Source organism: Enterobacter sp. fkY84-1 (assembly GCF_052974705.1).
In genome coordinates this window covers 1,369,755-1,394,160 of sequence record NZ_CP169393.1, presented here as the reverse complement: position 1 = coordinate 1,394,160, position 24,406 = coordinate 1,369,755, and the positions used below count along the sequence as shown (strand labels likewise).

At 57.6% G+C, this 24,406-nt stretch carries 22 protein-coding genes; 17 read left to right on the top strand and 5 right to left on the bottom strand.

The features are described 5' to 3' along the window. Positions 1 to 112 precede the first annotated feature (112 nt). Positions 113 to 2,326 carry a mechanosensitive channel protein gene (gene ybiO, locus ACEPLT_RS06550; RefSeq protein WP_021240974.1) on the top strand — a complete coding sequence of 738 codons (2,214 nt, stop codon included), beginning with the start codon at positions 113 to 115 and terminating at the stop codon, positions 2,324 to 2,326. Positions 2,327 to 2,374: 48 nt separating this feature from the next. Here the strand turns inward: ybiO and rlmF are convergent, their stop codons facing one another. Next, entirely contained in the window at positions 2,375 to 3,286 is a 912-nt protein-coding gene (gene rlmF, locus ACEPLT_RS06545; RefSeq protein ID WP_008501167.1) for a 23S rRNA (adenine(1618)-N(6))-methyltransferase RlmF, read from the bottom strand. A 243-nt stretch (positions 3,287 to 3,529) separates the two neighbouring features. On the opposite strand from rlmF, the gene mcbA reads away from it, so the two are divergent. The 3 genes from mcbA (at position 3,530) to ybiJ (ending at position 4,730) form a co-directional block, all read left to right on the top strand. Beyond that, on the top strand, positions 3,530 to 3,796 hold the full coding sequence (gene mcbA / locus ACEPLT_RS06540; RefSeq protein ID WP_021240977.1) for a DUF1471 family periplasmic protein McbA: 267 nt from the start codon (positions 3,530 to 3,532) through the stop codon (positions 3,794 to 3,796). Positions 3,797 to 3,917: 121 nt separating this feature from the next. After that, positions 3,918 to 4,184: a DksA/TraR family C4-type zinc finger protein gene (locus ACEPLT_RS06535; RefSeq protein WP_021240978.1), complete on the top strand. Its 267-nt coding sequence runs from the start codon at positions 3,918 to 3,920 to the stop codon at positions 4,182 to 4,184. A 285-nt stretch (positions 4,185 to 4,469) separates the two neighbouring features. Beyond that, a complete protein-coding gene (ybiJ, locus tag ACEPLT_RS06530; protein WP_013097471.1) occupies positions 4,470 to 4,730 on the top strand; it encodes a DUF1471 family protein YbiJ in 261 nt (86 codons plus the stop codon). 118 nt (positions 4,731 to 4,848) lie between these two features. On the opposite strand, the gene ybiB is transcribed toward ybiJ, so the two are convergent. Then, the gene (gene ybiB, locus ACEPLT_RS06525; protein ID WP_008501163.1) at positions 4,849 to 5,811 is read right to left on the bottom strand and encodes a DNA-binding protein YbiB; all 963 of its coding nucleotides are present in this window, start codon (positions 5,809 to 5,811) and stop codon (positions 4,849 to 4,851) included. A 256-nt stretch (positions 5,812 to 6,067) separates the two neighbouring features. On the opposite strand from ybiB, the gene ACEPLT_RS06520 reads away from it, so the two are divergent. The 5 genes from ACEPLT_RS06520 to ACEPLT_RS06500 all read left to right on the top strand — a co-directional run bounded on the left by ACEPLT_RS06520 (position 6,068) and on the right by ACEPLT_RS06500 (position 11,428). Beyond that, positions 6,068 to 6,604 carry a fimbrial protein gene (locus ACEPLT_RS06520; RefSeq protein WP_447088338.1) on the top strand — a complete coding sequence of 179 codons (537 nt, stop codon included), beginning with the start codon at positions 6,068 to 6,070 and terminating at the stop codon, positions 6,602 to 6,604. Between the two features lie 69 nt (positions 6,605 to 6,673). Continuing rightward, positions 6,674 to 7,348: a fimbrial biogenesis chaperone gene (locus ACEPLT_RS06515; RefSeq protein ID WP_008501161.1), complete on the top strand. Its 675-nt coding sequence runs from the start codon at positions 6,674 to 6,676 to the stop codon at positions 7,346 to 7,348. 26 nt (positions 7,349 to 7,374) lie between these two features. Beyond that, positions 7,375 to 9,918: a fimbria/pilus outer membrane usher protein gene (locus tag ACEPLT_RS06510; protein ID WP_248213680.1), complete on the top strand. Its 2,544-nt coding sequence runs from the start codon at positions 7,375 to 7,377 to the stop codon at positions 9,916 to 9,918. Between the two features lie 23 nt (positions 9,919 to 9,941). After that, positions 9,942 to 10,928 carry a fimbrial protein gene (locus ACEPLT_RS06505; RefSeq protein WP_032656491.1) on the top strand — a complete coding sequence of 329 codons (987 nt, stop codon included), beginning with the start codon at positions 9,942 to 9,944 and terminating at the stop codon, positions 10,926 to 10,928. Next, complete coding sequence (locus tag ACEPLT_RS06500; protein WP_063615829.1) at positions 10,925 to 11,428, top strand: fimbrial protein; 504 nt, start codon at positions 10,925 to 10,927, stop codon at positions 11,426 to 11,428. The genes ACEPLT_RS06505 and ACEPLT_RS06500 overlap by 4 nt, the downstream gene beginning before the upstream one ends. On the opposite strand, the gene dinG is transcribed toward ACEPLT_RS06500, so the two are convergent. Both dinG and rhlE read right to left on the bottom strand, forming a co-directional pair. Continuing rightward, positions 11,415 to 13,592, bottom strand: coding sequence for an ATP-dependent DNA helicase DinG (gene dinG, locus ACEPLT_RS06495; protein WP_232928194.1), 2,178 nt, complete (start codon positions 13,590 to 13,592; stop codon positions 11,415 to 11,417). The genes ACEPLT_RS06500 and dinG overlap by 14 nt on opposite strands. 97 nt (positions 13,593 to 13,689) lie before the next feature. After that, positions 13,690 to 15,069 carry an ATP-dependent RNA helicase RhlE gene (gene rhlE / locus ACEPLT_RS06490; RefSeq protein WP_232928191.1) on the bottom strand — a complete coding sequence of 460 codons (1,380 nt, stop codon included), beginning with the start codon at positions 15,067 to 15,069 and terminating at the stop codon, positions 13,690 to 13,692. 205 nt (positions 15,070 to 15,274) lie between these two features. On the opposite strand from rhlE, the gene cecR reads away from it, so the two are divergent. From cecR to ACEPLT_RS06465, 5 genes are read left to right on the top strand one after another with little or no spacing between them, the layout of a single operon-like run. Further along, complete coding sequence (gene cecR / locus ACEPLT_RS06485) at positions 15,275 to 15,952, top strand: transcriptional regulator CecR (protein ID WP_063453045.1); 678 nt, start codon at positions 15,275 to 15,277, stop codon at positions 15,950 to 15,952. Next, entirely contained in the window at positions 15,949 to 16,944 is a 996-nt protein-coding gene (hlyD, locus tag ACEPLT_RS06480; protein WP_232928188.1) for a secretion protein HlyD, read from the top strand. The genes cecR and hlyD overlap by 4 nt, the downstream gene beginning before the upstream one ends. Then, on the top strand, positions 16,937 to 18,676 hold the full coding sequence (locus ACEPLT_RS06475) for an ATP-binding cassette domain-containing protein (protein WP_232928185.1): 1,740 nt from the start codon (positions 16,937 to 16,939) through the stop codon (positions 18,674 to 18,676). The genes hlyD and ACEPLT_RS06475 overlap by 8 nt, the downstream gene beginning before the upstream one ends. Then, a complete protein-coding gene (locus ACEPLT_RS06470; protein ID WP_232928182.1) occupies positions 18,666 to 19,799 on the top strand; it encodes an ABC transporter permease in 1,134 nt (377 codons plus the stop codon). Before ACEPLT_RS06475 ends, ACEPLT_RS06470 begins: the two co-directional genes overlap by 11 nt. Positions 19,800 to 19,808: 9 nt before the next feature. Then, a complete protein-coding gene (locus ACEPLT_RS06465) occupies positions 19,809 to 20,915 on the top strand; it encodes an ABC transporter permease (protein WP_106106226.1) in 1,107 nt (368 codons plus the stop codon). Here ACEPLT_RS06465 and ACEPLT_RS06460 read toward each other — a convergent pair. Beyond that, positions 20,877 to 21,287: a YbhQ family protein gene (locus ACEPLT_RS06460; RefSeq protein ID WP_008501149.1), complete on the bottom strand. Its 411-nt coding sequence runs from the start codon at positions 21,285 to 21,287 to the stop codon at positions 20,877 to 20,879. The two genes, ACEPLT_RS06465 and ACEPLT_RS06460, sit on opposite strands and share 39 nt — an antisense overlap. Positions 21,288 to 21,420: 133 nt before the next feature. Between ACEPLT_RS06460 and ACEPLT_RS06455 the strand changes: the two genes are divergently transcribed. The 3 genes from ACEPLT_RS06455 to ACEPLT_RS06445 are packed head-to-tail and all read left to right on the top strand — an operon-like array spanning position 21,421 to position 24,379. After that, on the top strand, positions 21,421 to 22,182 hold the full coding sequence (locus ACEPLT_RS06455) for an endonuclease/exonuclease/phosphatase family protein (protein WP_008501148.1): 762 nt from the start codon (positions 21,421 to 21,423) through the stop codon (positions 22,180 to 22,182). Next, positions 22,179 to 23,417 carry a cardiolipin synthase ClsB gene (clsB, locus tag ACEPLT_RS06450; protein WP_023343620.1) on the top strand — a complete coding sequence of 413 codons (1,239 nt, stop codon included), beginning with the start codon at positions 22,179 to 22,181 and terminating at the stop codon, positions 23,415 to 23,417. Before ACEPLT_RS06455 ends, clsB begins: the two co-directional genes overlap by 4 nt. Then, on the top strand, positions 23,417 to 24,379 hold the full coding sequence (locus ACEPLT_RS06445) for a lysylphosphatidylglycerol synthase domain-containing protein (protein ID WP_023292958.1): 963 nt from the start codon (positions 23,417 to 23,419) through the stop codon (positions 24,377 to 24,379). The genes clsB and ACEPLT_RS06445 overlap by 1 nt, the downstream gene beginning before the upstream one ends. Positions 24,380 to 24,406: the final 27 nt, after the last annotated feature.

The window sequence follows — 24,406 nt, the reverse complement described above, 5'->3', positions numbered from 1 at the left end:
CGCTAAGCCGGGCCTGCCCGGCTTTTTTACGCCAGATTGTTCCCAAAAATCCCCCTCCGCGTCCCGACTTCTATACTTATCATTTTGTTCGACATTTTCACCGGAGGACGCCGTGCCGTGGATCCTGTTGCTGTTGATTAGCCTGTTTAGTGCGCCATCGTTCGCCGTCGCGATCCCCGGTGTGACCACCGGAACAACCGCCAGCCAGCAAAATACGCCCCCTCAGGAACCGGATGTTGAACAGAAGAAAGCGGCTTACGGCGCGCTTGCCGACGTTCTTGAGAACGACACCTCCCGAAAGGAATTAATCGAGCAGTTGCGCAAAGCCGCCGCCACGCCGCCCCAGGAAACCGTTCCGACCCTCACCCCTCCGCAGGAGGAGGAGCAAAAAACGGTGCTGGAAAATGTCACCGACGTGAGCCGCCACTATGGGGAAGCGCTCTCCTCGCGCTTTGCCCAGCTCTACCGCAACCTGATTGGCTCACCGCATAAGCCGTTTAACCCACAAACGTTTACCGCCGCCGCCATGCAGTTCCTGATGCTGGCCGGTGCAGTCTTCCTTTTTTACTGGCTGGTGCGCCTGTGCGCGTGGCCGCTGTACCGCAAAATGGGGCAATGGGGACGCAGAAAGAATCAGCAGAAAAGCAGCTGGCTGCACCTGCCGCTGATGATCGCCTCAGCGTTTATCATCGATTTACTGCTGCTGGCGCTGACGCTGTTCTTAGGCCAGATGCTGGCCGACAGGCTGAACGCGGGCAACAAAACCATCGCCTTCCAGCAGTCGCTTTTCCTGAATGCCTTTGCCCTGATTGAGTTCTTCAAGGCGCTGCTGCGGTTACTCTTTTGCCCTCACGTGCCGGCGCTGCGTCCCTTCTCCATTCGGGACGAGAGCGCGACATACTGGGCGCTGCGCCTGAGCGTGCTCAGCGGGCTGATTGGCTACGGTCTGCTGGTTGCCGTGCCGATCATCTCCAACCAGGTGAACGTGCAGTTTGGCGCGCTGGCAAACGTCATTATCATGCTCTGCATTACCGTCTGGTCGCTGTACCTTATCTTCCACAATAAAAAGACCATCACCGAGAGCCTGCTGCATCTGGCCGATCGTTCCCTCTCGTTCTTCAGCCTGTTTATTCGCGCATTCGCCCTGGTGTGGCACTGGCTGGCAAGCGCCTACTTCATCGTATTGTGCTTCTTCTCGCTGTTCGACCCGGGAAACAGCCTGAAATTTATGATGGGGGCGACGTTCAAAAGCCTGGCGATTATCGGCATTGCGGCGTTTGTGTCGGGGCTGCTGTCGCGCTGGATCTCGAAAACCATCACCCTGTCGCCGCAGGTACAGCGTAATTACCCGGAACTGCAAAAACGGGTGAACGGCTGGATGTCGGTATCCCTCAAGGTGGCGCGCATTCTCACCGTCTGCGTGGCGATCATGCTGCTCCTTAACGCGTGGAGCCTGTTTGATTTCTGGAACTGGCTGCATAACGGCGCAGGTGAAAAAACGGTCGACATTCTGATTCGCATCGCGCTGATTTTGTTCTTCTCTGCCGTCGGCTGGACGCTGCTGGCGAGCCTCATCGAGAACCGTCTGGTGTCGGATATTCACGGCAGGCCCCTGCCCAGCGCGCGGGCCCGCACATTGCTGACGCTGTTCCGCAACGCGCTGGCGGTCATCATCAGTACCATCACCATCATGATTGTGCTGTCAGAAATCGGGGTGAATATCGCCCCGCTGCTGGCCGGTGCAGGTGCCCTGGGGCTGGCGATCTCCTTCGGGTCGCAAACGCTGGTGAAGGATATTATTACCGGCATCTTTATCCAGTTTGAGAACGGGATGAACACGGGCGATCTGGTGACCATCGGGCCGCTGACCGGCACGGTGGAGCGGATGTCGATTCGCTCGGTGGGCGTGCGTCAGGATACCGGGGCGTACCACATCATCCCCTGGTCTTCGATCACCACCTTTGCCAACTTTGTGCGCGGCATTGGTTCCGTGGTGGCGAACTACGATGTGGATCGTCATGAGGATGCCGATAAAGCGAAGCAGGCGCTGCGCGATGCGGTAGAAGAGCTGATGCAGATGGAGGATATTCGCGGGCTGGTGATTGGCGAGCCGTCATTTGCCGGTATCGTCGGACTGACGAACACGGCCTTTACCCTGCGCGTGTCGTTCACCACCCAGCCGCTGAAGCAGTGGACGGTGCGCTTTGCGCTCGACAGCATGGTGAAAAAGCACTTCGATCTGGCGAACGTGCGGATGCCGGTACAGACGTATCAGGTCCTGCCGCCGCCCGCAGCGCCGCTCCCTCCGCAGGAGCCGACGCTGTAGCCGGATTGCCGGGTGGCGGCTTCGCCTGACCCGGCCTGCGACGCAGCGCTATTTGCGGCGTTTGTTATCGTCCATAAATGACCAGGCGATAAAGCGGCTTTGCTTCTGGCCCTGCGCCATCTCTTTTTTCACTACTTTCACCGCGCCCGCTTCGGTGAGCGCGCGGTAAAGTGGCGGCAGGTTATCTCCGCGGGAAACCAGCGTCGTAAACCACTTCACCTGACGGCCAAACTGTTTGCTTTCCGCAATCATGCGCAGGATAAAGGCCACTTCGCCGCCTTCACACCACAGCTCCTGCTGCTGACCGCCGAAGTTCAGCGCGGCGTCTTCAGCCTGACCCAGGTTGCGGCGCTTGCGCTCGCTGCCCGCGCGGGCTGCTGCCGCCGAATCGTGGAACGGCGGGTTGCACATCGTGGCGTCATAGGTTTCATTTTTATGAATAATGCCGTTGAAGATTGAGGCGGCCTCTTTCTGACGACGCAGGCGAATGGCGCGGCTTAATCCCGGGTTCGCGTTGATAATCGCCTGGGCGCTGGCGAAGGCCTCGGCACCGATTTCGCTTCCGGTAAAGCGCCAGTGATACTCATGCGCGCCGATCAGCGGGTAAATCAGGTTCGCCCCGGTGCCGATATCCAGCACGGTCGCCTGCTGAGGAATAATGCCATCACGGTCTTCAGCCAGAAGATCGGCAAGGTGATGAAGGTAATCCGCGCGGCCCGGAACGGGTGGACAGAGAAAGCCTTCCGGAATATCCCAGTTCGCCACACCGTAGTAATGTGCGAGCAGCGCTTTGTTCAACATTTTAACCGCCTGGGGGTCAGCAAAGTTGACCGAAGGTTCACCCGCGGGGGTCTGGACAATATAGTCCTTTAACGGCGGGCAGCTCAGGCATAACGCATTCATGTCGTAGCGGCTGCGGTGGCGGTTTCGTGGGTGCAATCCCGGCTTTTGGGAAGTCATGGCGTTCTCCTTTAAACAGCGGCGTAAGATACCCTTTGCTGGCCCAACGGTAAATCTTTCTCTGCGGCGCTGAAAAAGCCGCCATAAATCAAACACCTTTATGTCTATGATCTGTCAGCGTAATGTCAACTTTTATCGTTCAAAAAATAAGCAGATCATCATCAAATATTTGCGCTAAGTCACACTCGTCAGGCTTCTAAACTTAAGGGGAATCACCTGTTGTTTCCTCATGAGGATGTGATTATGAAAAAGTACCTGACCCTTGTTGTTATCGCCGCCGCCCTGACGACCGCGTCATTTTCTGCGATGGCCGTTCAGTCGCTGACCCAGAGTACCGACACCAGCCAGCTTCAGCCTGCAGGCACCGTCTCCGTAAGCCGCGCCAGTAACCTGGACGATCTGCAGAATAAACTGGCGGAAAAAGCCCGCCAGGAAGGTGCAAAAGGCTTCGTGGTGAATTCCGCTGGCGGAGATAACCATATGTACGGCACAGCGACCATCTATAAATAATCTGCCCCACCCCATGACTGCATCTGCCTGCCAGATGCAGTTTGCTCTCTTCTTCGCCTTGATTGTTCATTTTTTAACCCCATATTAAAAGCAGGGCATAACACCATTTCAGGAGAATGCTATGGCTTCCGGTTGGGCGAATGATGACGCCGTAAACGAACAGATCAACAGTACGATTGAAGATGCGGTTGCGCGCGCTCGCGGTGAAATCCCACGCGGCGAAAGCCTGGAGGAGTGCGAAGAGTGTGGAGAACCGATCCCGGAGGCGCGGCGAAAAGCCATGCCAGGCGTAAGGTTATGCATTACGTGTCAGCAGAATAAAGATTCAAAAAATGCTTCACATTCAGGTTATAATCGCAGAGGTTCGAAAGATAGCCAGTTACGTTGACTTTCCTTTACCTAAGTTAACCGCCGGGGCGCTTACCTTTACGCTCACGATTTTTAGCGAACCGCGTAGCAAAATGTGCCCTTCATTTTTGTTCTGTAAAGCGCATCCACAAGAAGTGTAAAGCGCCACTTTGAATTTATTAGTAATCAATAAGTTATTTGTTATTCAATTTTTTTGATTGACCACGTCAATTCTCTTCGATTTTATCTCTCAAGAAAAAACGTGATACTCATCACATCGACGGAACATCGTCCCCTTAACAGAAACACCTGCGAGAGATTACTTATGAAAACCATCAAATATGCTGTAGCTGCTGTTGCCCTGTCCGCTCTGTCTTTCGGCGCTTTCGCCGTAGAGCCAGTCTCTTCTGCTCAGGCACAGAACATGAACAAAGTCGGTGTGGTGAGTGCTGATGGCGCGACCACCCTGGACGGTCTGGAAGCCAAACTGGCTGAGAAAGCAGCTGCTGCCGGTGCAAGCGGATACACCATTACCTCCGCTAACGGCAATAACAAGCTGAGCGGTACCGCGGTTATCTACAAATAATCGCCTGAATGAATGCTGTCCCCTCGCCAAACCCTCTGGTGAGCTGCTCCAACCCTCATTGACCCTGTTGTTTGTTACCCTTGCTTGCCCGTCCGCCACTGGACGGGCTTTTTTTTGCCTAAAACGCCGCGTCCACGCGTTTGAGACCGGCCTCGACCGTATCAACTTCCCCGGTTGCCAGCAGGCAGCAGGCCATCTGCAGCTTAATAGACTGCGGCACAGGCACGTTTCCGGCGAGGCACTGTTCAATCCAGTGCGCGGTGGTGTGCGGGTCTTTCGCTTCAGGGAGAATGACGTCCGTATTCTCTTCCCCGCGCGCCAGGACAGCGCGCGTACCGGCAGAATCGATCAGCATCAGCTGAGGGCAGCGCAGTGGATTGGCATACACCTCACCTTCTGTACCGTGCATCAGCAGCGCCCTGCCGCCAATCTCCTCAAAAAATTTCCCGACACGCCCCACGTATTCCGGGTGCGATACGCTGGAAAGGCGCAATGCGGCATCTTCTGCAAACGGCGTCGCCAGCTTCGCCAGGGTGTGGGCGCTGTTGCGCACGCCCATGCGCCAGCGCATATCCAGCTGCTTTTCCAGCGGCGGGCACAGGGCTCCGACGGGGATGTAAACCGGCTGATGGCCATCCAGCTTCGCCTGCGCCTGTCCTGCATGACGCGTTGGCTCAATCCCCAGCATGCCGAAAATGGTCTCCGTCAACACGCGGGTGGGATCTTCGCTGACCCCGTGAACCACCACCGGGAACCCCAGCTTATGCAATAAGATCGCCAGCAGCGGAGTGAGGTTTGCCTGCTTGCGCGCGCCGTTATAGCTCGGGATGACAATCGGCATCGGTTTTGCCACCGGCGGCGTCAGGCGCAGCGTTTGCGCCTGCATCGCCTCGTAAAAACCGCGCATCTCCGCTTCGCCTTCGCCTTTGATACGCAGCGCAATCAGTATGCCGCCCATCTCCAGGTCAGGTACCTCGCCATCGAGCATTCGGGTATACAGGGCGCGAGCAGTTTCATGGTCCAGATCGCGGGCGTGGTTTTTGCCCCTGCCTACCTCTTTGATAATCTTGCGATAATCCACGACATCTCTCCTGAAAATATCCTTCTGGTAACAATATAGCCCTGTTAAACGTTCGGACGTTAGTTTTTTTCTACATCATCAACGTTCTGTTTTTAAGGATAAAAAAGAAACTCAAGCATTATTTCAATTATTTGTGATTTCTGCAGAAGATTCTTAATGCACCATTATTTGTTTAAATAACCAGCGGAAAGTCATTAAGGGTCAACGGTGAAAACGTCCAGGCAACGCTCTCACCAGAAACATATCAGGATTTGTTATGAACAAGGTTGCTTTAGGTTTAATCATCGCCGCAGCGGTGGGATGTTCTGCATCCACGTTTGCGGCAACAAGCGGTGAAGGTCAGATCAATTTCACCGGTGAAATTATCGATTCTGCTTGTCAGGTTGTGAATGGATTAAGTAATCCATTAAATGTTCAGCTGGGAAAAGTGTCTAAAACGGTATTTACCGGTGCTGGCTCTACCAGCACATTAACGAAGTTTGATATTCAGTTAACGAATTGTCCTGACACGGTCACCTCCGCAGCCATTAATTTCGGCGGTACGCCAGATGCGAATAACAACGCTACGCTGGCCTTAACGCCAGATAGCGATGCGGCGACCGGTGTGGCAATTCAGCTGGTTGATGCCTCAGAGCAGCCTGTCAGCCTGTATACGCCATCGCAGCAGTATCAATTAACCTCCGGTACGGCGGTTAACGATCTGGAATTTGGTGCCCGTTATATCCAAACCGGCGCTGCGATCACCGCAGGCCCTGCTAACTCTGTATCGACCTTCACCGTTATTTATAACTGATCTTATCAATCCTGAGATATTAATGCTTTTGCGTGCATTAATATCTCATCTATTTATTGAGAAATCTGTATGCGCCACGGTTATTTACTGAGCACGCTTTTACTGGTAGCCGCCACTGCACATGCGGGCGTCATTATTAATGGCACCCGTCTGGTCTACCAGGGAGATAAAAAGGAATCATCTCTTGGTCTTTCAAATCCAGATGCGACGGATTATCTGGTACAGTCCTGGGTTGATTCCGGCGGTAAAAACCTGGCCAAAGCCCCGTTCCTCATCACCCCGCCGCTTTTCCGTCTGGATGCGAAAGAAGATAACGTTCTGCGCGTGGTACGTACGGGCGGAAATTTGCCTGAAGACAGGGAATCCCTGTACTGGTTGAATATTAAAGCGATCCCTTCCTCAAAGCAGGTGGAAGGCGTGAATACGCTGCAAATTGCGATTAATACCCGTATTAAATTGCTGTATCGCCCGTCTGCGGTAAAAGGCAGACCAGAAGACGTGGCCGATAAGCTTGAATGGCGTCGCGAAGGTAACGAGCTGGTGGTGAATAACCCCACGCCGTTTTATATGAATTTCCAGGCAGTCACCCTGAATGGTCAGAAAGTGACGAAAGCGACCTGGGCCGTTCCAAAAACAGAAACGCATTTTGCCATACCGGGTAATGTCAGAGGCTCGAACGTGACGTATTCCATTATTACTGATTACGGCAGCATCAGCCATACCTGGTCGAAATCCGTTCATTAATACTTTTCCCCGGTAATAAAATAATCATGTACAGCCATAAAAAGCCGTTCACCTGCCGATTTTCGTCATTGCTGGTCATTCTTTTTGGCCTGGTAATGGCGATCTTTGCGCATCAGGTTATGGCTGATGATTATTTTAACCCTGCCCTGCTGGATATTGATAATCCCCAGCAGGGAAAAACCGATTTATCCATCTATGAAAAAGGCCCTGGCCAGGCGCCGGGTAAATATCAGGTTACGGTGTTTATCAATAATAATAAAATTGATACCCGCGATGTCACCTTTACGCTGCAGAAAGACGATCAGGGCAACAGCACGCTGCAACCTTGCTTTACCGTGGACGATTTAAAAAGCCTCGGGATCAAGACCCAAAAATATCCGCAGCTGAAAGCCAAAGGCCAGTGCGCCGATTTACACGCCATCCCTGCGGCATCCGCGACCTTCCGCGTTCGCAACCAGCAACTGCTGCTGAGCATTCCCCAGTCGGCGCTCGGTCAGGTGCCTCGCGGCTACATTGACCCAAAAGAGTTTGACGAAGGAATTAACGCGGGCCTGCTTAACTACAGTGCAAATGCCAGCCAAAGCCATGCGCGCCAGCCGGGTGAACAGGATAACAGCAGCCAGTACGTTAACCTGCGTCCGGGTTTGAACATTGGCGCATGGCGCATTCGCAACTATTCCACCTGGAATCGCAGCACCACGGGTAACGAGGAGGACCAAAAATTCACCTCCGTATATACCTACGCGCAACGCGATATGGTGGCGATGAAAAGCGACCTCACCGTCGGCCAGAGTTCCTCGCCTTCCGACGTTTTTGACAGCGTACCCTACACCGGCGTGGAGCTGAAATCCGATAACGACATGCTGCCGGACAGTGAAAAAGGCTACGCCCCCATTATTCGCGGCACCGCCCACAGTAACGCGCAGGTGGTGGTACGCCAGAACGGTTACATCATTTATCAGAACACGGTCGCCCCCGGCGCGTTCGAAATTAACGATCTCTACCCCACCGGCAGCAGCGGCGATCTCCAGGTCACCGTGAAAGAGACCGACGGCAGCGAAAGCCATTTCGTCGTGCCGTTTGCCTCCGTGCCGGTATTGCAGCGTGAAAAAAATCTGCGCTACAGCGTGACTGCCGGACGCTACCGTTCTTATGACAACGACGTCGAGAAGACCCCGTTTGCCCAGGGCAGCGCCATCTACGGTTTACCCTACGGTTTCACCGCCTACGGTGGCGTGCAGCAGAGCAGCCATTACAAGTCTCAGGCGGCTGGCGTCGGGAAAAACATGGGCGATTTAGGCGCCTTCTCCATTGACGTGACCCGCGCGAAGGCTCTGTTGAAAAAACAGCAGGCCAGCAAAGGCCAGTCATGGCGCGTGCGCTATAGCAAAGACATCGCCCGGTCAGGCACCAACTTCTCACTGGCCGGCTACCGCTACAACAGCAAAGGGTTTTACACCCTTGAAGACACCATGGAGTCATATACCCGCTCCGACGACTGGTCTGCACCGCAGCAGCGCCGCGCCCGAACCGAAGCCACCATCGACCAGACGCTGCCGGAAGGCTGGGGATCCGTCACCCTGAGCATGGTGAAAGAGACGTACTGGAGTCAGAGCCAGAACATGACCTCGATGAGCGTCAGCTACAACAATAGCTGGCACGGGGTGAGCTACAGCCTCAGCTACAGCATGAACAAAAACACCCAGGACAGCGATGAAGACGGTAACGAGGTCACAAACGACAACCAGTTCTCGCTGAGCGTCTCGGTGCCGCTGGACCGCTGGATGCATAACACCTGGGCCACCTACAACCTGAACAACACCAAAGACGGCACGACGCAGAACTTCGGCCTGAACGGCACGGCGCTGAAAGAGGACAACCTGAACTGGAACATCCAGGAAGGGCTGAGCAGCACCGGCAGCGGTAACTCCACCAGCATCAACGCCGATTATAAAGCGACCTATGGCGAAGTGAGCGCAGGCGTCAGTCAGGATAAATATCAGCAGACCGTGAACGTCGGTTTGCAGGGCGGCGTGGTTGCCCATGCGAACGGCATCACCCTGAGCCAGCCGTTGGGTGAGACCATCGCGCTGGTGAAGGCACCGGGAACGCACGGGACGCATATCGCTAACCAGACGGGCGTTGAGACCGATTTCCGCGGCTACACCGTCGTGCCGTTTGTGACCGCGTATCGCCATAACACCATTGCGCTGGATACCGAAACGCTGCCGGACGATGCCGACGTAACGCACGCGGCGCAGGTCGTCACCCCAACGCGGGGAGCGGTGGTGCGCGCCAGCTTTAACACCCGCGTGGGCAATCGCGTGCTGATGACGCTCACGCACAACGGTAAACCGCTGCCCTTCGGCGCGACGGTGACTACTGAGGATAAGGACAGCGAATTTATCGTTGGCTCCGATGGCCAAACGTACCTCTCCGGTCTTCCCGCACGCGGAAAACTCTCCGTTGCGTGGGGTGACAATGCCAGCGAACAATGCATCGCGCAGTACGCGCTGGCTGAAGAGAGAGATAAATCCGGCATTATTACCGCTGCCGCACCATGTCAGTAATGCACTGGCTGAGACGAAAGATGATGCAAATCGTTAAACAGAGTTTTTTATTGTTAGTGCTGGGAATATCCGCATTTTTCATGCCGCACGCGAAAGCGTCATGCACGTCACCGGATATGCCAAAGATGATTGATGTGGCCTCCATCTCTGTTCCCACCTCGCTGGCCGTTGGCGCGACCATTCCGGGTTCAGAGCAGACGGTGCACGTTGCCGGGAATTGCTCCAGCACCTACAGCCCGGGGATGGAAATAGTGGCCTGCTATTATGGTTCCGGTTCAGAAATACCGGGCCTGCCGGGCGTGTACGACTCTGGTGTCGCCGGGATTGGTATCGCCCTGATGAACGATCAGGGGCAACGCATCCAGGGGGCCGGTGGCGTCCACTGTGATTCCCGCAATACGCCGGTGGGGTATCTCTCTTCAGATGGACAGCTCTCGTTCAATTTTGACGTGACTCTGGAGCTGGTGAAAACCAGCTCCACGGTGTCCTCAGGCTCGCTTTCTCAGGCTCAGACGGAGTTTGGGCTTGGCGTTTACAATCAGGAGGGCATAGGCAGTCCGAACACCATTTCCTATTCAGGTAACGTCACGTTCAACGAAGTCACCTGCTCCGTTTCGCCGAAAAGCCTTACCGTAACGCTGGGCGATTTCCCGGTCAGCGACTTCACCGGGACAGGAACCCTGACGTCGCCTCAGACGTTCGACGTTACCGTCAACTGCAACGACACCGTGCAGCCCGAAGTCATGGTTTCCAGCGCAAACGGTTATGAAACAGATTTTCCCGGCGTCATCAAACTCACTCAGGAGAGCGGCGTGGCAACCGGTGTAGGGGTACGCATGTTGTTCGATGGCGAAGTCGCCGACTTTGATACCTACAAAAATACGGCAGCCATCGCACAAGCGAACGTTCCGCTGGCGATCCCGTTTGAGGTCGCATATCAACAAACGGCAGCCAGCGTCACCCCCGGCACAGCAAACAGCATTGCCACGATTACGTTGGGATATAAATGAAAAAAATCACCTTACTGCTACTGGCAGGCCTTCTCACGCAGGCGCATGCCGATGAGATCGCGATCCAGATGAGAGGCAATATCATCGCCAATACCTGCTCGGTAGACAGCGCCAGTCAGAATTTGACCATCGATCTGGGACAAGCCGCCTCCAGCGATTTTAAGGATGTGGGGGATACCGGGGAGTGGAAGAATTTTGACCTTACGCTGTCAAAATGCCCGTCCACCACCACGCTCGCCACCGCGACCTTTAACGGCCAGGCAGACAGCGCACACCCGACGAAATTTGCCAGCACGGGCAGCTCCGGCGGGCTGGCGCTGGAGCTGGCAGACCGCCTGGATCGCATTACGATTGCCCCGCAGGCTAGCTTCAGCGCCCTGGTTAATCAAAGCGATCATAGCGTCGATTTCCCACTCGCCGCGCGCTACTACGCCACCTCTATGCCCGTCAGCGCCGGGACGTTCAGCAGCGTGGTGCAGGTGACCTTCACTTACCAGTAGGACCGCGCCCCTTAGCACGGATGCTTTTCCTGCGCCCGGCGGTCAGTGTTGCCGGGCGTTTTTTTACCTCGGGCACCTCTGGCTGTTCAATCGGAAAGATCGGCAGCGCGTTTAACAAACGTTGGCCGTAATTTTTGGTGAGCAGACGTTTGTCATAAATCACCACCTCCCCCCAGCAGCCGTGGCTACGGATCAGACGCCCGACCTGCTGAATAAGATTAAACGACGCCGCAGGTAAACTCTGCACCTCAAACGGATAGCGGTTGAGGCTCTTCAGCCACTCGCCCTCGGTGATAACGACCGGGCTGTCGATGGGCGGGAAGGCAATTTTATGAATATGCACCTGCGTCAGGTAATCGCCCTTCAAATCCAGACCTTCCGCGAAGGACTGCAATCCCACCAGCACGCTGCGCTCGCCGTTATCGATGCGCTTGCGATGGGTTTCCACCAGCCGGTAACGGGGCTGGTCGCCCTGGACCAGCAGAAGCAGGCGCAGGTCGGTCACATGTTCCAGAAAACGCTGCATCGCCCGTCCGCTGGCAAACAGCACCAGCATACCGGGGTACTTTCTGCTCTCAATCTGTTCGCGGAAGTAGGCTGCCATCTCCGCAATGTGCTGCTCTTCGTTGTCGATCAGCGGCTCATACTTCATGCGCGGGATCACCAGCTTCCCCTGCTCGCAGTGGTTAAACGGCGAATCCAGCGCGACAAAACGATCGCCCGCTTTCTCTTTCAGGCCGCTCATCTCCTGCAGCCGCGAGAAGCTGTTCAGGGAGCGCAGCGTGGCGGAGGTCACGACCACGTGCGGCACGCTGCGCCAGATGAGCTTTTCCAGCTGATCGGCCACGCGGATGCCCACGCAGTGGAAAAACAGGTGGACCTGGCCGTCGCGCACTTCACGGGTGGCCCATTTGGTGACCGGCGCGCCCGACGCCTGCGCCATCGAGGCCAGCCGCCAGAGCTTGCTCTGGGCTTCGAACATGCCGAGCGCACGGTTCATCTGCAGCAGAATGCGGTGCAGGCGAACAACGTCATGGGTGCCGGTTTTCTCGCTGAGATCGTTTAAGAACATCTCCGCCAGCCCGCGCAGCTTTTCCAGATGCTTCGCCAGCTGCTGGCAAATCTCCATCACCTCCTCAGGCAGTTCGCCCATCGCAAAGCGGTGTTCCGCCTCCTGGGCTGCGGGAAGATAAAGATTCAGGATGTTGTTCAGAGACGAGATAAGGCTGTAAACCTCTTCGCAGTGGTCGCTCAGACGCTCCGGCACCGCCAGCGGCGGCGTGGTTTTCGGGCGAAACTGCTCCATGCAGGTGGCGACAAGCTTGCAGAAGAGATCCAGCTGCAGGCGGAACCAGGGCGCGGTAATTTCTGCGCTCATCTCCAGCGCGTCGCGTGCCACGTCGGGCAGATGGTGGCCTTCGTCGAGCACCAGCAGCAGGTTTTTCGGCTCCGGCAGCACCGCTTCGCTCTCCAGCGCCGCCATCACCAGCGCGTGGTTAGCCACCACCACTTCGGCTTCCTGAATTTCACGCCGCGCGACGAAGAACGGGCATTCGCGGTAGTAGTGACAGTTGCGGTTCAGACAGCTGGCCTTGTCGGTGCTGAGCCTGCGCCACAGATCGTCGCTGATGGCTTTATCGGTGTGATCGCGCAGGCCGTCCCATTTATAGCCATCAAGATCGGCTTTCAGCGTTGCGCAGAGCTCCTGCTCGGCTTTGTTGTTGGGCGTGAGATCGTCGTCGAGGAACGCCAGCAGATCCTGTTGCGACGCCTCGCTGCTGGCAAGCCCTGCCAGGTTACGCGGGCAGACGTAGCGCCCGCGGCCAAAGGCGGCCGTAAACCGCAGGTCGGGGATGATTTTGCGCAGCAGGGGCAAATCTTTGCTGAAGATCTGGTCCTGCAAGGCCACGTTGGCGGTGCTGACCACCAGCGTTTTGTCCTCCTCCCGCGCGATGGCGATGCCGGGAATGAGATACGACAGGGTTTTCCCGACGCCGGTCGGGGCTTCAATCGCCAGATGTCGCCCGTCGTCCCCGGCGAGCGTTTTTGCCACGTCGGCAATCATCTGCCGCTGCGGCGCTCGGGGGATAAAATCGGGGATCTGCTGCTGTAGCGCCTTATACCAGGCGCCTATTTGCGCTTTCAGCGCCGCGGTTAAAGCCATTGGAAAACCTGAAATACTGTATAAACAGCCACTATTGTGGCACTTTCTCTTCGCTGCCGCAAAAAGAAAAGCCCGGCTTTACGACCGGGCTTCCAGATTACTGCGGGTTAGCAGGCTTGCGCGGGCGGCGTCGGCGCTGCCCTTCCCCTGCCGGCTTGCCTTCGCCGCTGCGCCACGGATTGTCACCGGCCGGTTTGCTGTCGTTGCCACGACGCGGCGGTTTGCCCGCTGTCTTCAGCGCGCCACCTTCGGCACGACGCGGCTGCTGGCCGCGACCACCGCCGCCCTGACCGCGACCGCCCTGGCGACCGTTCTGAATCGGCTCGGCTTTGATCGACGGATCCACTTCATATCCCGGGGTTTCGATACGCGGGATCTCTTTCTTCAGCAGGCGTTCGATATCACGCAGCAGCTTGTGCTCGTCCACGCAAACCAGAGAGAGCGCTTCACCGGTGGCCGCCGCACGACCGGTACGGCCGATACGGTGCACGTAGTCTTCCGGCACGTTTGGCAGCTCGTAGTTCACCACGTGCGGCAGCTCTTCAATGTCGAGGCCACGGGCAGCGATGTCGGTCGCCACCAGCACGCGGATGTCGCCAGACTTGAAGTCCGCCAGCGCACGGGTACGCGCGCCCTGGCTCTTGTTGCCGTGGATCGCCGCGCTGCGGATGCCGTCTTTATTCAGCTGTTCCGCCAGGTGGTTCGCGCCGTGCTTGGTGCGGGTAAAGACCAGCACCTGCTGCCAGTTACCCTGGCCGATCATCTGGGAGAGCAGTTCGCGCTTGCGCTTTTTATCAACAAAGTGAACGTGCTGCGTCACCTGCTCAGAAGCGGTGTTGCGGCGCGCCACTTCTACTTCCAGCGGGTTATGCAGCAGCTTTTCCGCCAGCGCCTTGATCTCGTCGGAGAAGGTCGCGGAGAAGAGCAGGTTCTGACGACGCGGCGGCAGCTTGGCCAGCACGCGGCGAATGTCGTGAATAAAGCCCATGTCGAGCATGCGGTCGGCTTCGTCCAGCACCAGAATTTCGATGTTATCCAGCTTCACCGCGTTCTGGTGTTCCAGATCCAACAGACGGCCCGGCGTTGCCACCAGCACGTCCACGCCGCCGCGCAGCTTCATCATCTGCGGGTTGATGCTGACCCCGCCGAACACCACCAGCGAGCGAATGTTGAGATAGCGGCTGTAGTCACGCACGTTCTCGCCAATCTGCGCGGCCAGCTCGCGGGTTGGGGTGAGGATCAGGGCACGAACCGGACGACGGCCTTTGGCGTGCGGCTGGTTTTTTACCAGCAGCTCTAACAGCGGCAGCGTAAAGCCCGCGGTTTTACCGGTGCCGGTCTGGGCGCTGGCCATCAGGTCACGGCCCTGAAGAACGGCAGGAATAGCCTGCTGCTGGATTGGGGTTGGCTCAACGTAGCCCTGCTCTGCGATCGCGCGCAGAATTTCCGGGTTCAGGCCAAGGGAATCAAAAGACATAAAAACTCCGAACCGCCCCGACCATCACAGGTGTAGTTTTCAGGGAGATATAACAATTGAGAGGACAAAAACCACAATGTCGCGAAGGGGCGGAGTGTAGCAGCTTTTGTGACGTGGCGCATAAAATATCCCTCAGCGTTCCCTCGACGGGGATGCGAATCAGGCATAATCTTAATCAATCGATTGATTAATTTTTAATGCCGCCATGAATACAACACCCACAACAACCAAAGGTGAACAGGCCAAAAACCAGCTTATTGCCGCCGCGCTGGCGCAGTTTGGTGAGTATGGGTTGCACGCGACCACGCGCGATATCGCCGCGCTGGCCGGGCAAAACATTGCGGCGATTACCTACTATTTTGGCTCAAAAGAGGATTTATATCTCGCCTGCGCCGAGTGGATTGCCGATTTTATCGGCACGCAGTTTCACCCGCACGTCGAGGAGGCCACCGCGCTGCTCGGCCAGCCGTCGCCCGATCGCGAGGCCATCCGCCAGCTGATCCTGAGTGCCTGCCACAACATGATCCGCGTGCTGACGCACGACGATACGCTCAACCTGAGCAAGTTTATCTCCCGCGAGCAGCTCTCCCCCACTGCCGCCTATCAGCGGGTACACGATCGGGTCATTGCCCCGATGCATACCCACCTGACCCGGCTGATCGCCGCCTATACCGGGCGGGATGCCAACGATACCGAGACAATTTTGCATACCCACGCCCTGCTGGGTGAAATCCTGGCCTTCCGTCTGGGCCGGGAAACCATCCTGTTACGCACCGGCTGGACACAATTTGATGAGGATAAAGCCGCGCAGATCGGTGAGGTGATCGCCTGTCATCTCGATCTGATCCTGCAAGGCTTAACGCAAAGGAGCCTGAAGTCATGAAAAAACCTATCGCCATCATTCTGGTGGTTGTTGTTTTGCTTGCCGCGGGCGTCGGTGGATGGCTGTGGTATCAGAGCCATCAGGATAAAGGCCTGACGCTGTACGGTAACGTGGATATTCGCACGGTGAACATGAGCTTCCGCGTCGGCGGACGTCTCGCCTCGCTGAGCGTTGACGAAGGCGATGCCATTAAAACCGGGCAGACGCTGGGGATGCTGGACAAAGCGCCCTATGAGAACGCGCTGCTGCAGGCCAAAGCGGGCGTCTCCGTTGCGCAGGCGCAGTATGACCTGATGCTGGCCGGCTATCGCGACGAAGAGATCGCCCAGGCCGCTGCCGCCGTCAAACAGGCACAGGCGGCCTATGACTACGCGCAGAACTTCTACGCCCGCCAGCAGGGGCTGTGGAAAAGCCGCACCATTTCCGCAAATGACCTGGAAAATGCGCGCTCCTCCCGCGACCAGGCGCAGGCAACCCTGAAGTCCGCGCAGGATAAATTAAGCCAGTACCACACCGGTAACCGCCCGCAGGATATCGCCCAGGCGAAAGCCAGCCTTGAACAGGCGCAGGCCCAGCTGGCGCAGGCAGAGCTGGATCTGCACGACACCACGCTCATCGCACCGTCTGACGGCACGCTGATGACCCGCGCCGTCGAGCCGGGCAGCATGCTCAGCGCGGGCAGCACCGTGTTAACCCTCTCCCTGACCCGCCCGGTCTGGGTACGTGCCTACATTGATGAGCCTAATCTCGGCCAGATGCAGCCGGGCCGCGAGCTGCTGCTCTATACCGACGGTCGCCCGGACAAGCCGTATCACGGCAAGGTGGGCTTTGTCTCCCCTACCGCCGAATTCACGCCGAAAACGGTAGAAACGCCGGACCTGCGTACCGACCTGGTGTATCGCCTGCGCATTATCGTGACCGATGCGGACGACGCCCTGCGCCAGGGCATGCCCGTCACCGTAAAAGTGAACAGCGGGGAACGACATGAATGACGCGGTTATTCAGCTCAACAGTCTGGTTAAACGCTTTAAGGGGATGGATAAGCCTGCGGTCGCGCCGCTGAACTGCACCATCCGGAAAGGCTACGTGACCGGGCTGGTCGGCCCGGACGGTGCGGGAAAGACCACGCTGATGCGCATGCTGGCGGGGCTGCTGAAGCCGGATGAAGGCTCGGCCAGCGTGCTGGGCCTTGACCCGATAAAAGATGACGGCGCGCTCCACGCCATGCTCGGCTATATGCCGCAGAAGTTTGGCCTGTATGAAGACCTGACGGTGATGGAAAACCTGAACCTGTACGCCGACCTGCGCAGCGTCACCGGCGAAGCCCGACAGAAGACCTTCGCCCGCCTGCTGGAATTTACCTCCCTCGGCCCGTTCACCGACCGGCTGGCGGGCAAGCTTTCCGGTGGGATGAAGCAGAAGCTGGGTCTGGCCTGCACGCTGGTGGGCGAGCCAAAAGTGCTGCTGCTGGACGAGCCCGGCGTGGGCGTCGACCCGATATCGCGCCGCGAGCTGTGGCAGATGGTACACGAGCTGGCGGGCGACGGGATGCTGATCCTCTGGAGCACTTCCTACCTCGACGAAGCGGAACAGTGCCGGGACGTGCTGCTGATGAACGAAGGCGAACTGCTCTATCAGGGCGAGCCGACGACGCTGACGCAGAGCATGGCCGGGCGCAGCTTCCTGCTGCACAGCCCGCAGGCGTCCAACCGCTCGCTGCTGCAGCGGGTGCTCAGGCTGCCGCAGGTCAGCGACGGGATGATTCAGGGCCGCTCGGTGCGGGTGATCCTCAAAAAAGAGGCCACCGTCGACGATATTCGCCATGCCCCCGGCATGCCTGAGATCGACATGGAAGAGACGGCGCCGCGTTTCGAAGATGCGTTTATCGACCTGCTGGGCGGCGCGGGGACCTCCGAGTCGCCGCTTGGGGCGATCCTGCACACGGTGGAAGGTACGCCGGGCGAAACGGTGATCGAAGCCAAATCCCTCACCAAAAAATTCGGGGATTTCGCCGCTACCGACAACGTGAATTTTGCCGTGAAGCGCGGCGAGATTTTTGGCCTGCTCGGACCGAACGGCGCGGGAAAATCCACCACCTTTAAGATGATGTGCGGCCTGCTGGTGCCGACGTCCGGCAAGGCGCTGGTGCTGGATATGGATCTCAAAGTCAGCTCCGGCAAGGCGCGCCAGCACCTGGGCTATATGGCGCAGAAGTTCTCGCTGTACGGCAACCTGACGGTCGAGCAGAATCTGCGCTTTTTCTCCGGCGTGTACGGCCTGCGCGGACGGGCGCAGAACGAGAAGATCCGCCGCATGAGCGACGCCTTCGGGTTAACAACTATCGCTTCCCACGCCACCGACGAACTGCCGCTCGGCTTTAAGCAGCGGCTGGCGCTGGCCTGCTCGCTGATGCACGAGCCGGATATTCTGTTTCTGGATGAACCCACGTCTGGCGTTGATCCCATTACCCGCCGCGAGTTCTGGCTGCATATCAACAGCATGGTGGAAAAAGGGGTAACCGTCATGGTGACCACCCACTTTATGGACGAGGCGGAGTACTGCGACCGCATCGGGCTGGTGTATCGCGGCAAGCTGATTGCCCACGGCACGCCGGACGACCTGAAAAACCAGGCCGCCGACGATGAGGTCCCGGACCCGACCATGGAGCAGGCGTTTATCACCCTCATCCACGACTGGGATAAGGAGAATGCTCATGCGCAGTAACGCCCTTTCCTGGCGCCGGGTGCGCGCCCTGTGCGTTAAAGAGACGCGGCAGATCGTGCGCGATCCCAGCAGCTGGCTGATTGCGGTGGTGATCCCCCTGCTGCTGCTGTTTATCTTTGGCTACGGCATTAACTTGGACTCCAGCAAGCTGCGGGTCGGGATTTTACTCGAACAGCAGAGCGAAGAGGCGCTGGACTTTACCCACGCCATGACCGGTTCGCCCTACATTGATGCCACTATCAGCGACAACCGCCAGGAGCTGATCCAGAAGATGCAGGCCGGGAAAATTCGCGGTCTGATCGTCATTCCGGTCGATTTTGCCGCCAACATGGCGCGGGCGAATACCGATGCGCCGATCCAGGTCATCACCGACGGCAGCGAGCCAAACACCGCGAACTTCGTGCAGGGCTACGCGGAGGGGATCTGGCAGCTCTGGCAGATGCAGCGCGCGGAAGACCGGGGCGAGACGTTTGAACCGCTTATCGACGTGCAGACGCGCTACTGGTTTAACCCCGCCGCCATCAGCCAGCACTTTATTATTCCGGGCGCGGTGACGATTATTATGACGGTGATCGGCGCGATTTTGACCTCGCTGGTCATCGCCCGCGAGTGGGAGCGCGGCACCATGGAGGCGCTGCTTTCCACCGAAGTGACGCGCGTCGAGCTGCTGCTGTGCAAGCTTATTCCCTACTACTTCCTCGGCATGCTGGCGATGCTGCTCTGCATGCTGGTGTCCGTCTTTATCCTCGGCGTGCCGTACCGCGGCTCGCTGATCGTGCTGTTCTTTATCACCAGCCTGTTTTTACTCAGCACGCTGGGGATGGGGCTGCTCATCTCCACCATCACCCGCAACCAGTTTAACGCCGCGCAGGTGGCGCTGAACGCCGCTTTTCTGCCGTCGATAATGCTTTCAGGGTTTATCTTCCAGATAGACAGCATGCCTGCCGTCATCCGCGCCGTGACCTACATTATCCCGGCGCGCTACTTCGTGAGCACCCTGCAAAGCCTGTTCCTGGCGGGGAATATTACGGTAGTGCTGATTATCAACACGCTGTTTTTAATGGCGTCGGCGGTGATGTTTATCGGGTTGACGTGGATGAAAACCAAACGGCGGTTAGATTAAGGAGCGCGCATGTTTTACCGTTTATGGACACTGATCCGCAAAGAGCTGCAATCCCTGCTGCGCGAGCCGCAAACCCGCGCCATTCTGGTGTTGCCGGTGCTGATCCAGGTTTTACTGTTCCCGTTTGCCGCCACCCTTGAGGTGACCAACGCCACCATTGCCATTTACAACGAAGACAACGGCAAACATTCCGTCGAGCTGACGCAGCGCTTTGCGCGTGCGAAAGCCTTTACCCACATCCTGCTGCTGAAAAGCCCGCAGGACATTCAGCCCACCATCGACACGCAAAAAGCGCTGCTGCTGGTGCGCTTCCCGGCGGATTTCTCCCGCAATCTGGATACCTTCCAGACCGCGCCGATGCAGCTGATCCTCGACGGGCGCAACTCCAACAGCGCCCAGATCGCAGCCAACTACCTCCAGCAGGTGGTGAAGGATTACCAGCAGGAGCTGATGGACGGCAAACCGAAGCCCAACAACAGCGAACTGGTGGTGCGCAACTGGTATAACCCGAATCTGGACTACAAGTGGTTTGTGGTGCCGTCGCTGATCGCCATGATCACCACCATCGGGGTGATGATTGTGACCTCTCTCTCCGTCGCCCGCGAGCGCGAACAGGGCACGCTGGATCAGCTGCTGGTCTCCCCGCTCGCCACCTGGCAAATTTTCGTCGGCAAAGCGGTGCCGGCGCTAATTGTCGCCACCTTCCAGGCCACCATCGTGCTGGGGGTGGGAATTTGGGCCTACCAGATCCCTTTCGCCGGATCGCTGGCGCTGTTTTACTTCACGATGGTGATTTACGGGCTGTCGCTGGTGGGGTTTGGGCTGCTGATTTCCGCACTCTGCTCGACGCAGCAGCAGGCGTTTATCGGGGTATTCGTCTTTATGATGCCCGCGATCCTGCTCTCCGGGTACGTCTCGCCGGTTGAGAATATGCCGGTGTGGCTCCAGGATCTGACGTGGATAAACCCGATACGACACTTTACGGATATCACCAAGCAGATCTATCTGAAGGATGCGAGTCTGGATATTGTCTGGGGAAGTTTGTGGCCGCTACTGGTCATCGCGGCCACGACAGGCTCAGTGGCCTATGCGATGTTTAGACGCAACATCGCGTAGCTTTTTCTCTTTGGTCAGCAACGAGACCACCGCAGGCCCTGCGAGGATGGCCAGACCCGCCAGGGCCAGCAGCAGGTTGTTTTGCAGCACGCGTGAAAGCAGCCACAGAACAATCATCGCCGCACCAAAGTACCAGGTGGTGGTGAGCTCTTCGAGCACGTCACCCACCTCGCGCCAGCGCGCGTCATGGTGGCGCTGTAAAAACAGCATCGACAGCACGGTGACGCCGTAAAGGACGCATAGCCCCAGGCCAACACGTACCAGCGTGCCGCTCATCCAGCCCATCACCAGTACGGCCACGACCAGTAAATGCAACATTATCTGCCAGCAACTCAGGCCAGTTGCGACACGAACACGTTGTTGCCACTTCATGGCTTCTCTCCTGAAGGATTTTTCTCTGCTTAATCAGACTACCGCACTTTACGGAAAATTCCGTAACGCCGCATCTTTTTGTGACGACGACTACACTTTATTTTCATCGGGATAGTCACTCAGGAAGGAGCTTATGACGAAAAAAATGCAGCATTTCTCGCTTAAAGTGCTGACGATAAACATTCATAAGGGCTTCACAGCATTTAACCGCCGCTTCATTTTACCGGAGCTGCGCGACGCGGTGCGCACCGTCAGCGCGGATATTGTCTGCCTGCAGGAGGTGATGGGTGCGCACGAAGTACATCCGCTTCACTTTGAGAACTGGCCCGACACGCCGCACTATGAATTTCTGGCCGATACCATGTGGAGCGATTACGCCTACGGCCGCAACGCGGTCTATCCTGAAGGTCATCACGGCAACGCGGTGCTGTCGCGTTATCCCATTGAACATTATGAAAACCGCGACGTTTCCGTCGGGGAGAGCGAAAAACGCGGCCTGCTCTATTGCCGCATTACCCCGCCCGACCTTGAGCTGCCCATCCACGTCGGCTGCGTTCATCTGGGCCTGCGCGAAGCCCATCGTCAGGCGCAGCTGAAAATGCTGGCCGAATGGGCCAACGCGCTGCCTGACGGTGAACCTGTTGTCGTGGCAGGCGATTTCAACGACTGGCGCCAGCGGGCAAACCATCCGTTGAAGGTGGATGCCGGGCTGGAGGAGATCTTCACCCGGGCGAACGGCAGGCCTGCGCGCACGTTCCCGGTCCGTTTCCCGCTGCTGCGGCTTGACCGCATCTACGTGAAAAATGCCCACGCCAGCAGCCCGACCGCCCTGGCGCTTCTCAACTGGCGGCATCTTTCCGACCATGCCCCGCTCAGCGCGGAGATCCACTTATGAAATGTTCCTGGCAGGAAGGCAACCGGATCACGCTGCTGGTCAACGGGGACGAGTATTACCCGGCCGTGTTTAAGGCAATTGATAACGCCCAGCAGAAAGTGATCCTCGAAACCTTTATCTGGTTCGAAGACAACGTCGGCAAGCAGCTGCACAGCGTGCTCCTGCGCGCCGCACAGCGCGGCGTCAAAATTGAAGTACTGCTGGATGGCTACGGCTCGCCGGACCTCAGCGATGCGTTCGTCAATGAACTGACCGCCGCAGGCGTGGTATTCCGCTACTACGATCCCGGCCCTCGCCTGTTCGGCATGCGGACCAACCTTTTCCGCCGAATGCACCGCAAAATTGTGGTGGTGGATGAGACGGTAGCGTTTGTCGGCGGCATTAACTACTCGGCGGAACATATGTCCGACTACGGCCCGGAAGCGAAGCAGGATTACGCCATTCGCATTGAAGGCCCGGTAGTGCAGGATATCTTGCTGTTTGAGCTGGAGAACCTGCCGGGGAAAGAGGCCGTACGCCGCTGGTGGCGACGCCGCCATCGCCCGGAAGAGAACCGGAAGCCCGGCGAAGCGCAGGCGCTTTTCGTCTGGCGCGACAACGGCGAGCACCGGGACGACATTGAACGCCACTACCTTAAGATGCTCGCCAACGCGAAGCGCGAAGTGATTATTGCTAACGCCTACTTTTTCCCGGGCTATCGCCTGCTGCATGCCATGCGCAATGCTGCAAGACGCGGCGTGCGCGTGAAGCTGATCGTGCAGGGTGAGCCGGATATGCCGATCGTCAAAGTCGGGGCGCGGCTGCTGTACAACTACCTGGTGAAGGGCGGCGTCCAGATCTACGAATACCGCCGTCGGCCGCTGCACGGCAAAGTCGCGCTGATGGACGATCACTGGGCCACCGTGGGCTCCAGCAACCTCGATCCGCTGAGCCTGTCGCTTAACCTTGAAGCCAACCTGATCATTCACGACCGCCAGTTTAACCAGACCCTGCGGGATAACCTGCAGGCGTTGATCGTTAACGACTGCGTGCGCGTGGATGAGTCTATGGTTCCCAAACGCACCTGGTGGAACCTGGGCATCAGCGTGGTGGTGTTCCACTTCCTGCGGCATTTCCCGGCGATGGTCGGCTGGCTGCCGGCGCATACGCCGAAGCTGGCGCAGGTGGACCCGCCGGTACAACCCGAAATGGAAACCCAGGACCGCATTGAAGCGGAAGACGGAGGCAAACCCTGATGTCAAAATCGCATCCACGCTGGCGTCTGGCAAAAAAGATCCTCACCTGGGTATTCTTTATTGCCGTCGCGGTGCTGCTGGTGGTCTACGCGCAGAAAGTGGACTGGGAAGAGGTGTGGAAGGTCATCCGCAACTATAACCGGATGGTGCTGCTGGGCGCGACGGGGCTGGTTATCGTAAGCTACCTGATGTACGGCTGCTATGACCTTCTGGGTCGGGCCTACTGCGGCCACAAGCTGGCCAAACGTCAGGTGATGCTGGTGTCGTTTATCTGCTACGCCTTTAACCTGACGCTGAGCACCTGGGTCGGGGGCATTGGCATGCGCTATCGCCTCTACTCGCGGCTCGGCCTGCCGGGCGGGACCATCACGCGCATTTTTTCCCTGAGCATTACCACCAACTGGCTGGGCTATATCCTGCTCGGCGGGGTGATCTTCACCATCGGCGTCGTGCAGCTGCCCGCGCACTGGTATATCGACGAGGCCACGCTGCGCATTCTGGGCATCGTGCTGCTGCTGATTATCGCCGTTTATCTCTGGGCCTGCGCGTTTGCAAAGCGCCGCCATATGACCATCAAAGGGCAAAAGCTGGTCCTGCCCTCGTGGAAGTTTGCGGTGCTGCAGATGGCGGTCTCCAGCGCCAACTGGATGGCCATGGGGGCGATTATCTGGCTGCTGATTGGCGAGGACGTCAATTACTTCTTCGTGCTGGGCGTGCTGCTGGTGAGCAGCATTGCCGGGGTGATTGTGCACATTCCGGCGGGGATCGGCGTGCTGGAGGCGGTGTTTATTGCCCTGCTGGCCGGGGAGCATGTTTCTCAGGGAACGATTATCGCCGCCCTGCTGGCGTACAGGATGCTGTATTACTTCCTGCCGCTGGCGCTGGCAACGATCTGCTATCTGGTGCTGGAAAGTCGGGCGAAAAAGCTGCGGGCGAAGAATGAGAGGATGCTAGCGAAGTGAATAAGTCGGGTGGCGGCTTCGCCTTAC

What these genes read in the sequence shown, in the direction of transcription:
- rlmF (WP_008501167.1), bottom strand. Translation starts at nt 3,286, where the DNA reads ATGACTTCCCAAAAGCCGGGATTGCACCCACGAAACCGCCACCGCAGC.
- mcbA (WP_021240977.1), top strand. Translation starts at nt 3,530, where the DNA reads ATGAAAAAGTACCTGACCCTTGTTGTTATCGCCGCCGCCCTGACGACC.
- ACEPLT_RS06535 (WP_021240978.1), top strand. Translation starts at nt 3,918, where the DNA reads ATGGCTTCCGGTTGGGCGAATGATGACGCCGTAAACGAACAGATCAAC.
- ybiJ (WP_013097471.1), top strand. Translation starts at nt 4,470, where the DNA reads ATGAAAACCATCAAATATGCTGTAGCTGCTGTTGCCCTGTCCGCTCTG.
- ACEPLT_RS06520 (WP_447088338.1), top strand. Translation starts at nt 6,068, where the DNA reads ATGAACAAGGTTGCTTTAGGTTTAATCATCGCCGCAGCGGTGGGATGT.
- ACEPLT_RS06515 (WP_008501161.1), top strand. Translation starts at nt 6,674, where the DNA reads ATGCGCCACGGTTATTTACTGAGCACGCTTTTACTGGTAGCCGCCACT.
- ACEPLT_RS06510 (WP_248213680.1), top strand. Translation starts at nt 7,375, where the DNA reads ATGTACAGCCATAAAAAGCCGTTCACCTGCCGATTTTCGTCATTGCTG.
- ACEPLT_RS06505 (WP_032656491.1), top strand. Translation starts at nt 9,942, where the DNA reads ATGCAAATCGTTAAACAGAGTTTTTTATTGTTAGTGCTGGGAATATCC.
- ACEPLT_RS06500 (WP_063615829.1), top strand. Translation starts at nt 10,925, where the DNA reads ATGAAAAAAATCACCTTACTGCTACTGGCAGGCCTTCTCACGCAGGCG.
- dinG (WP_232928194.1), bottom strand. Translation starts at nt 13,592, where the DNA reads ATGGCTTTAACCGCGGCGCTGAAAGCGCAAATAGGCGCCTGGTATAAG.
- rhlE (WP_232928191.1), bottom strand. Translation starts at nt 15,069, where the DNA reads ATGTCTTTTGATTCCCTTGGCCTGAACCCGGAAATTCTGCGCGCGATC.
- cecR (WP_063453045.1), top strand. Translation starts at nt 15,275, where the DNA reads ATGAATACAACACCCACAACAACCAAAGGTGAACAGGCCAAAAACCAG.
- hlyD (WP_232928188.1), top strand. Translation starts at nt 15,949, where the DNA reads ATGAAAAAACCTATCGCCATCATTCTGGTGGTTGTTGTTTTGCTTGCC.
- ACEPLT_RS06475 (WP_232928185.1), top strand. Translation starts at nt 16,937, where the DNA reads ATGAATGACGCGGTTATTCAGCTCAACAGTCTGGTTAAACGCTTTAAG.
- ACEPLT_RS06470 (WP_232928182.1), top strand. Translation starts at nt 18,666, where the DNA reads ATGCGCAGTAACGCCCTTTCCTGGCGCCGGGTGCGCGCCCTGTGCGTT.
- ACEPLT_RS06465 (WP_106106226.1), top strand. Translation starts at nt 19,809, where the DNA reads ATGTTTTACCGTTTATGGACACTGATCCGCAAAGAGCTGCAATCCCTG.
- ACEPLT_RS06460 (WP_008501149.1), bottom strand. Translation starts at nt 21,287, where the DNA reads ATGAAGTGGCAACAACGTGTTCGTGTCGCAACTGGCCTGAGTTGCTGG.
- ACEPLT_RS06455 (WP_008501148.1), top strand. Translation starts at nt 21,421, where the DNA reads ATGACGAAAAAAATGCAGCATTTCTCGCTTAAAGTGCTGACGATAAAC.
- clsB (WP_023343620.1), top strand. Translation starts at nt 22,179, where the DNA reads ATGAAATGTTCCTGGCAGGAAGGCAACCGGATCACGCTGCTGGTCAAC.
- ACEPLT_RS06445 (WP_023292958.1), top strand. Translation starts at nt 23,417, where the DNA reads ATGTCAAAATCGCATCCACGCTGGCGTCTGGCAAAAAAGATCCTCACC.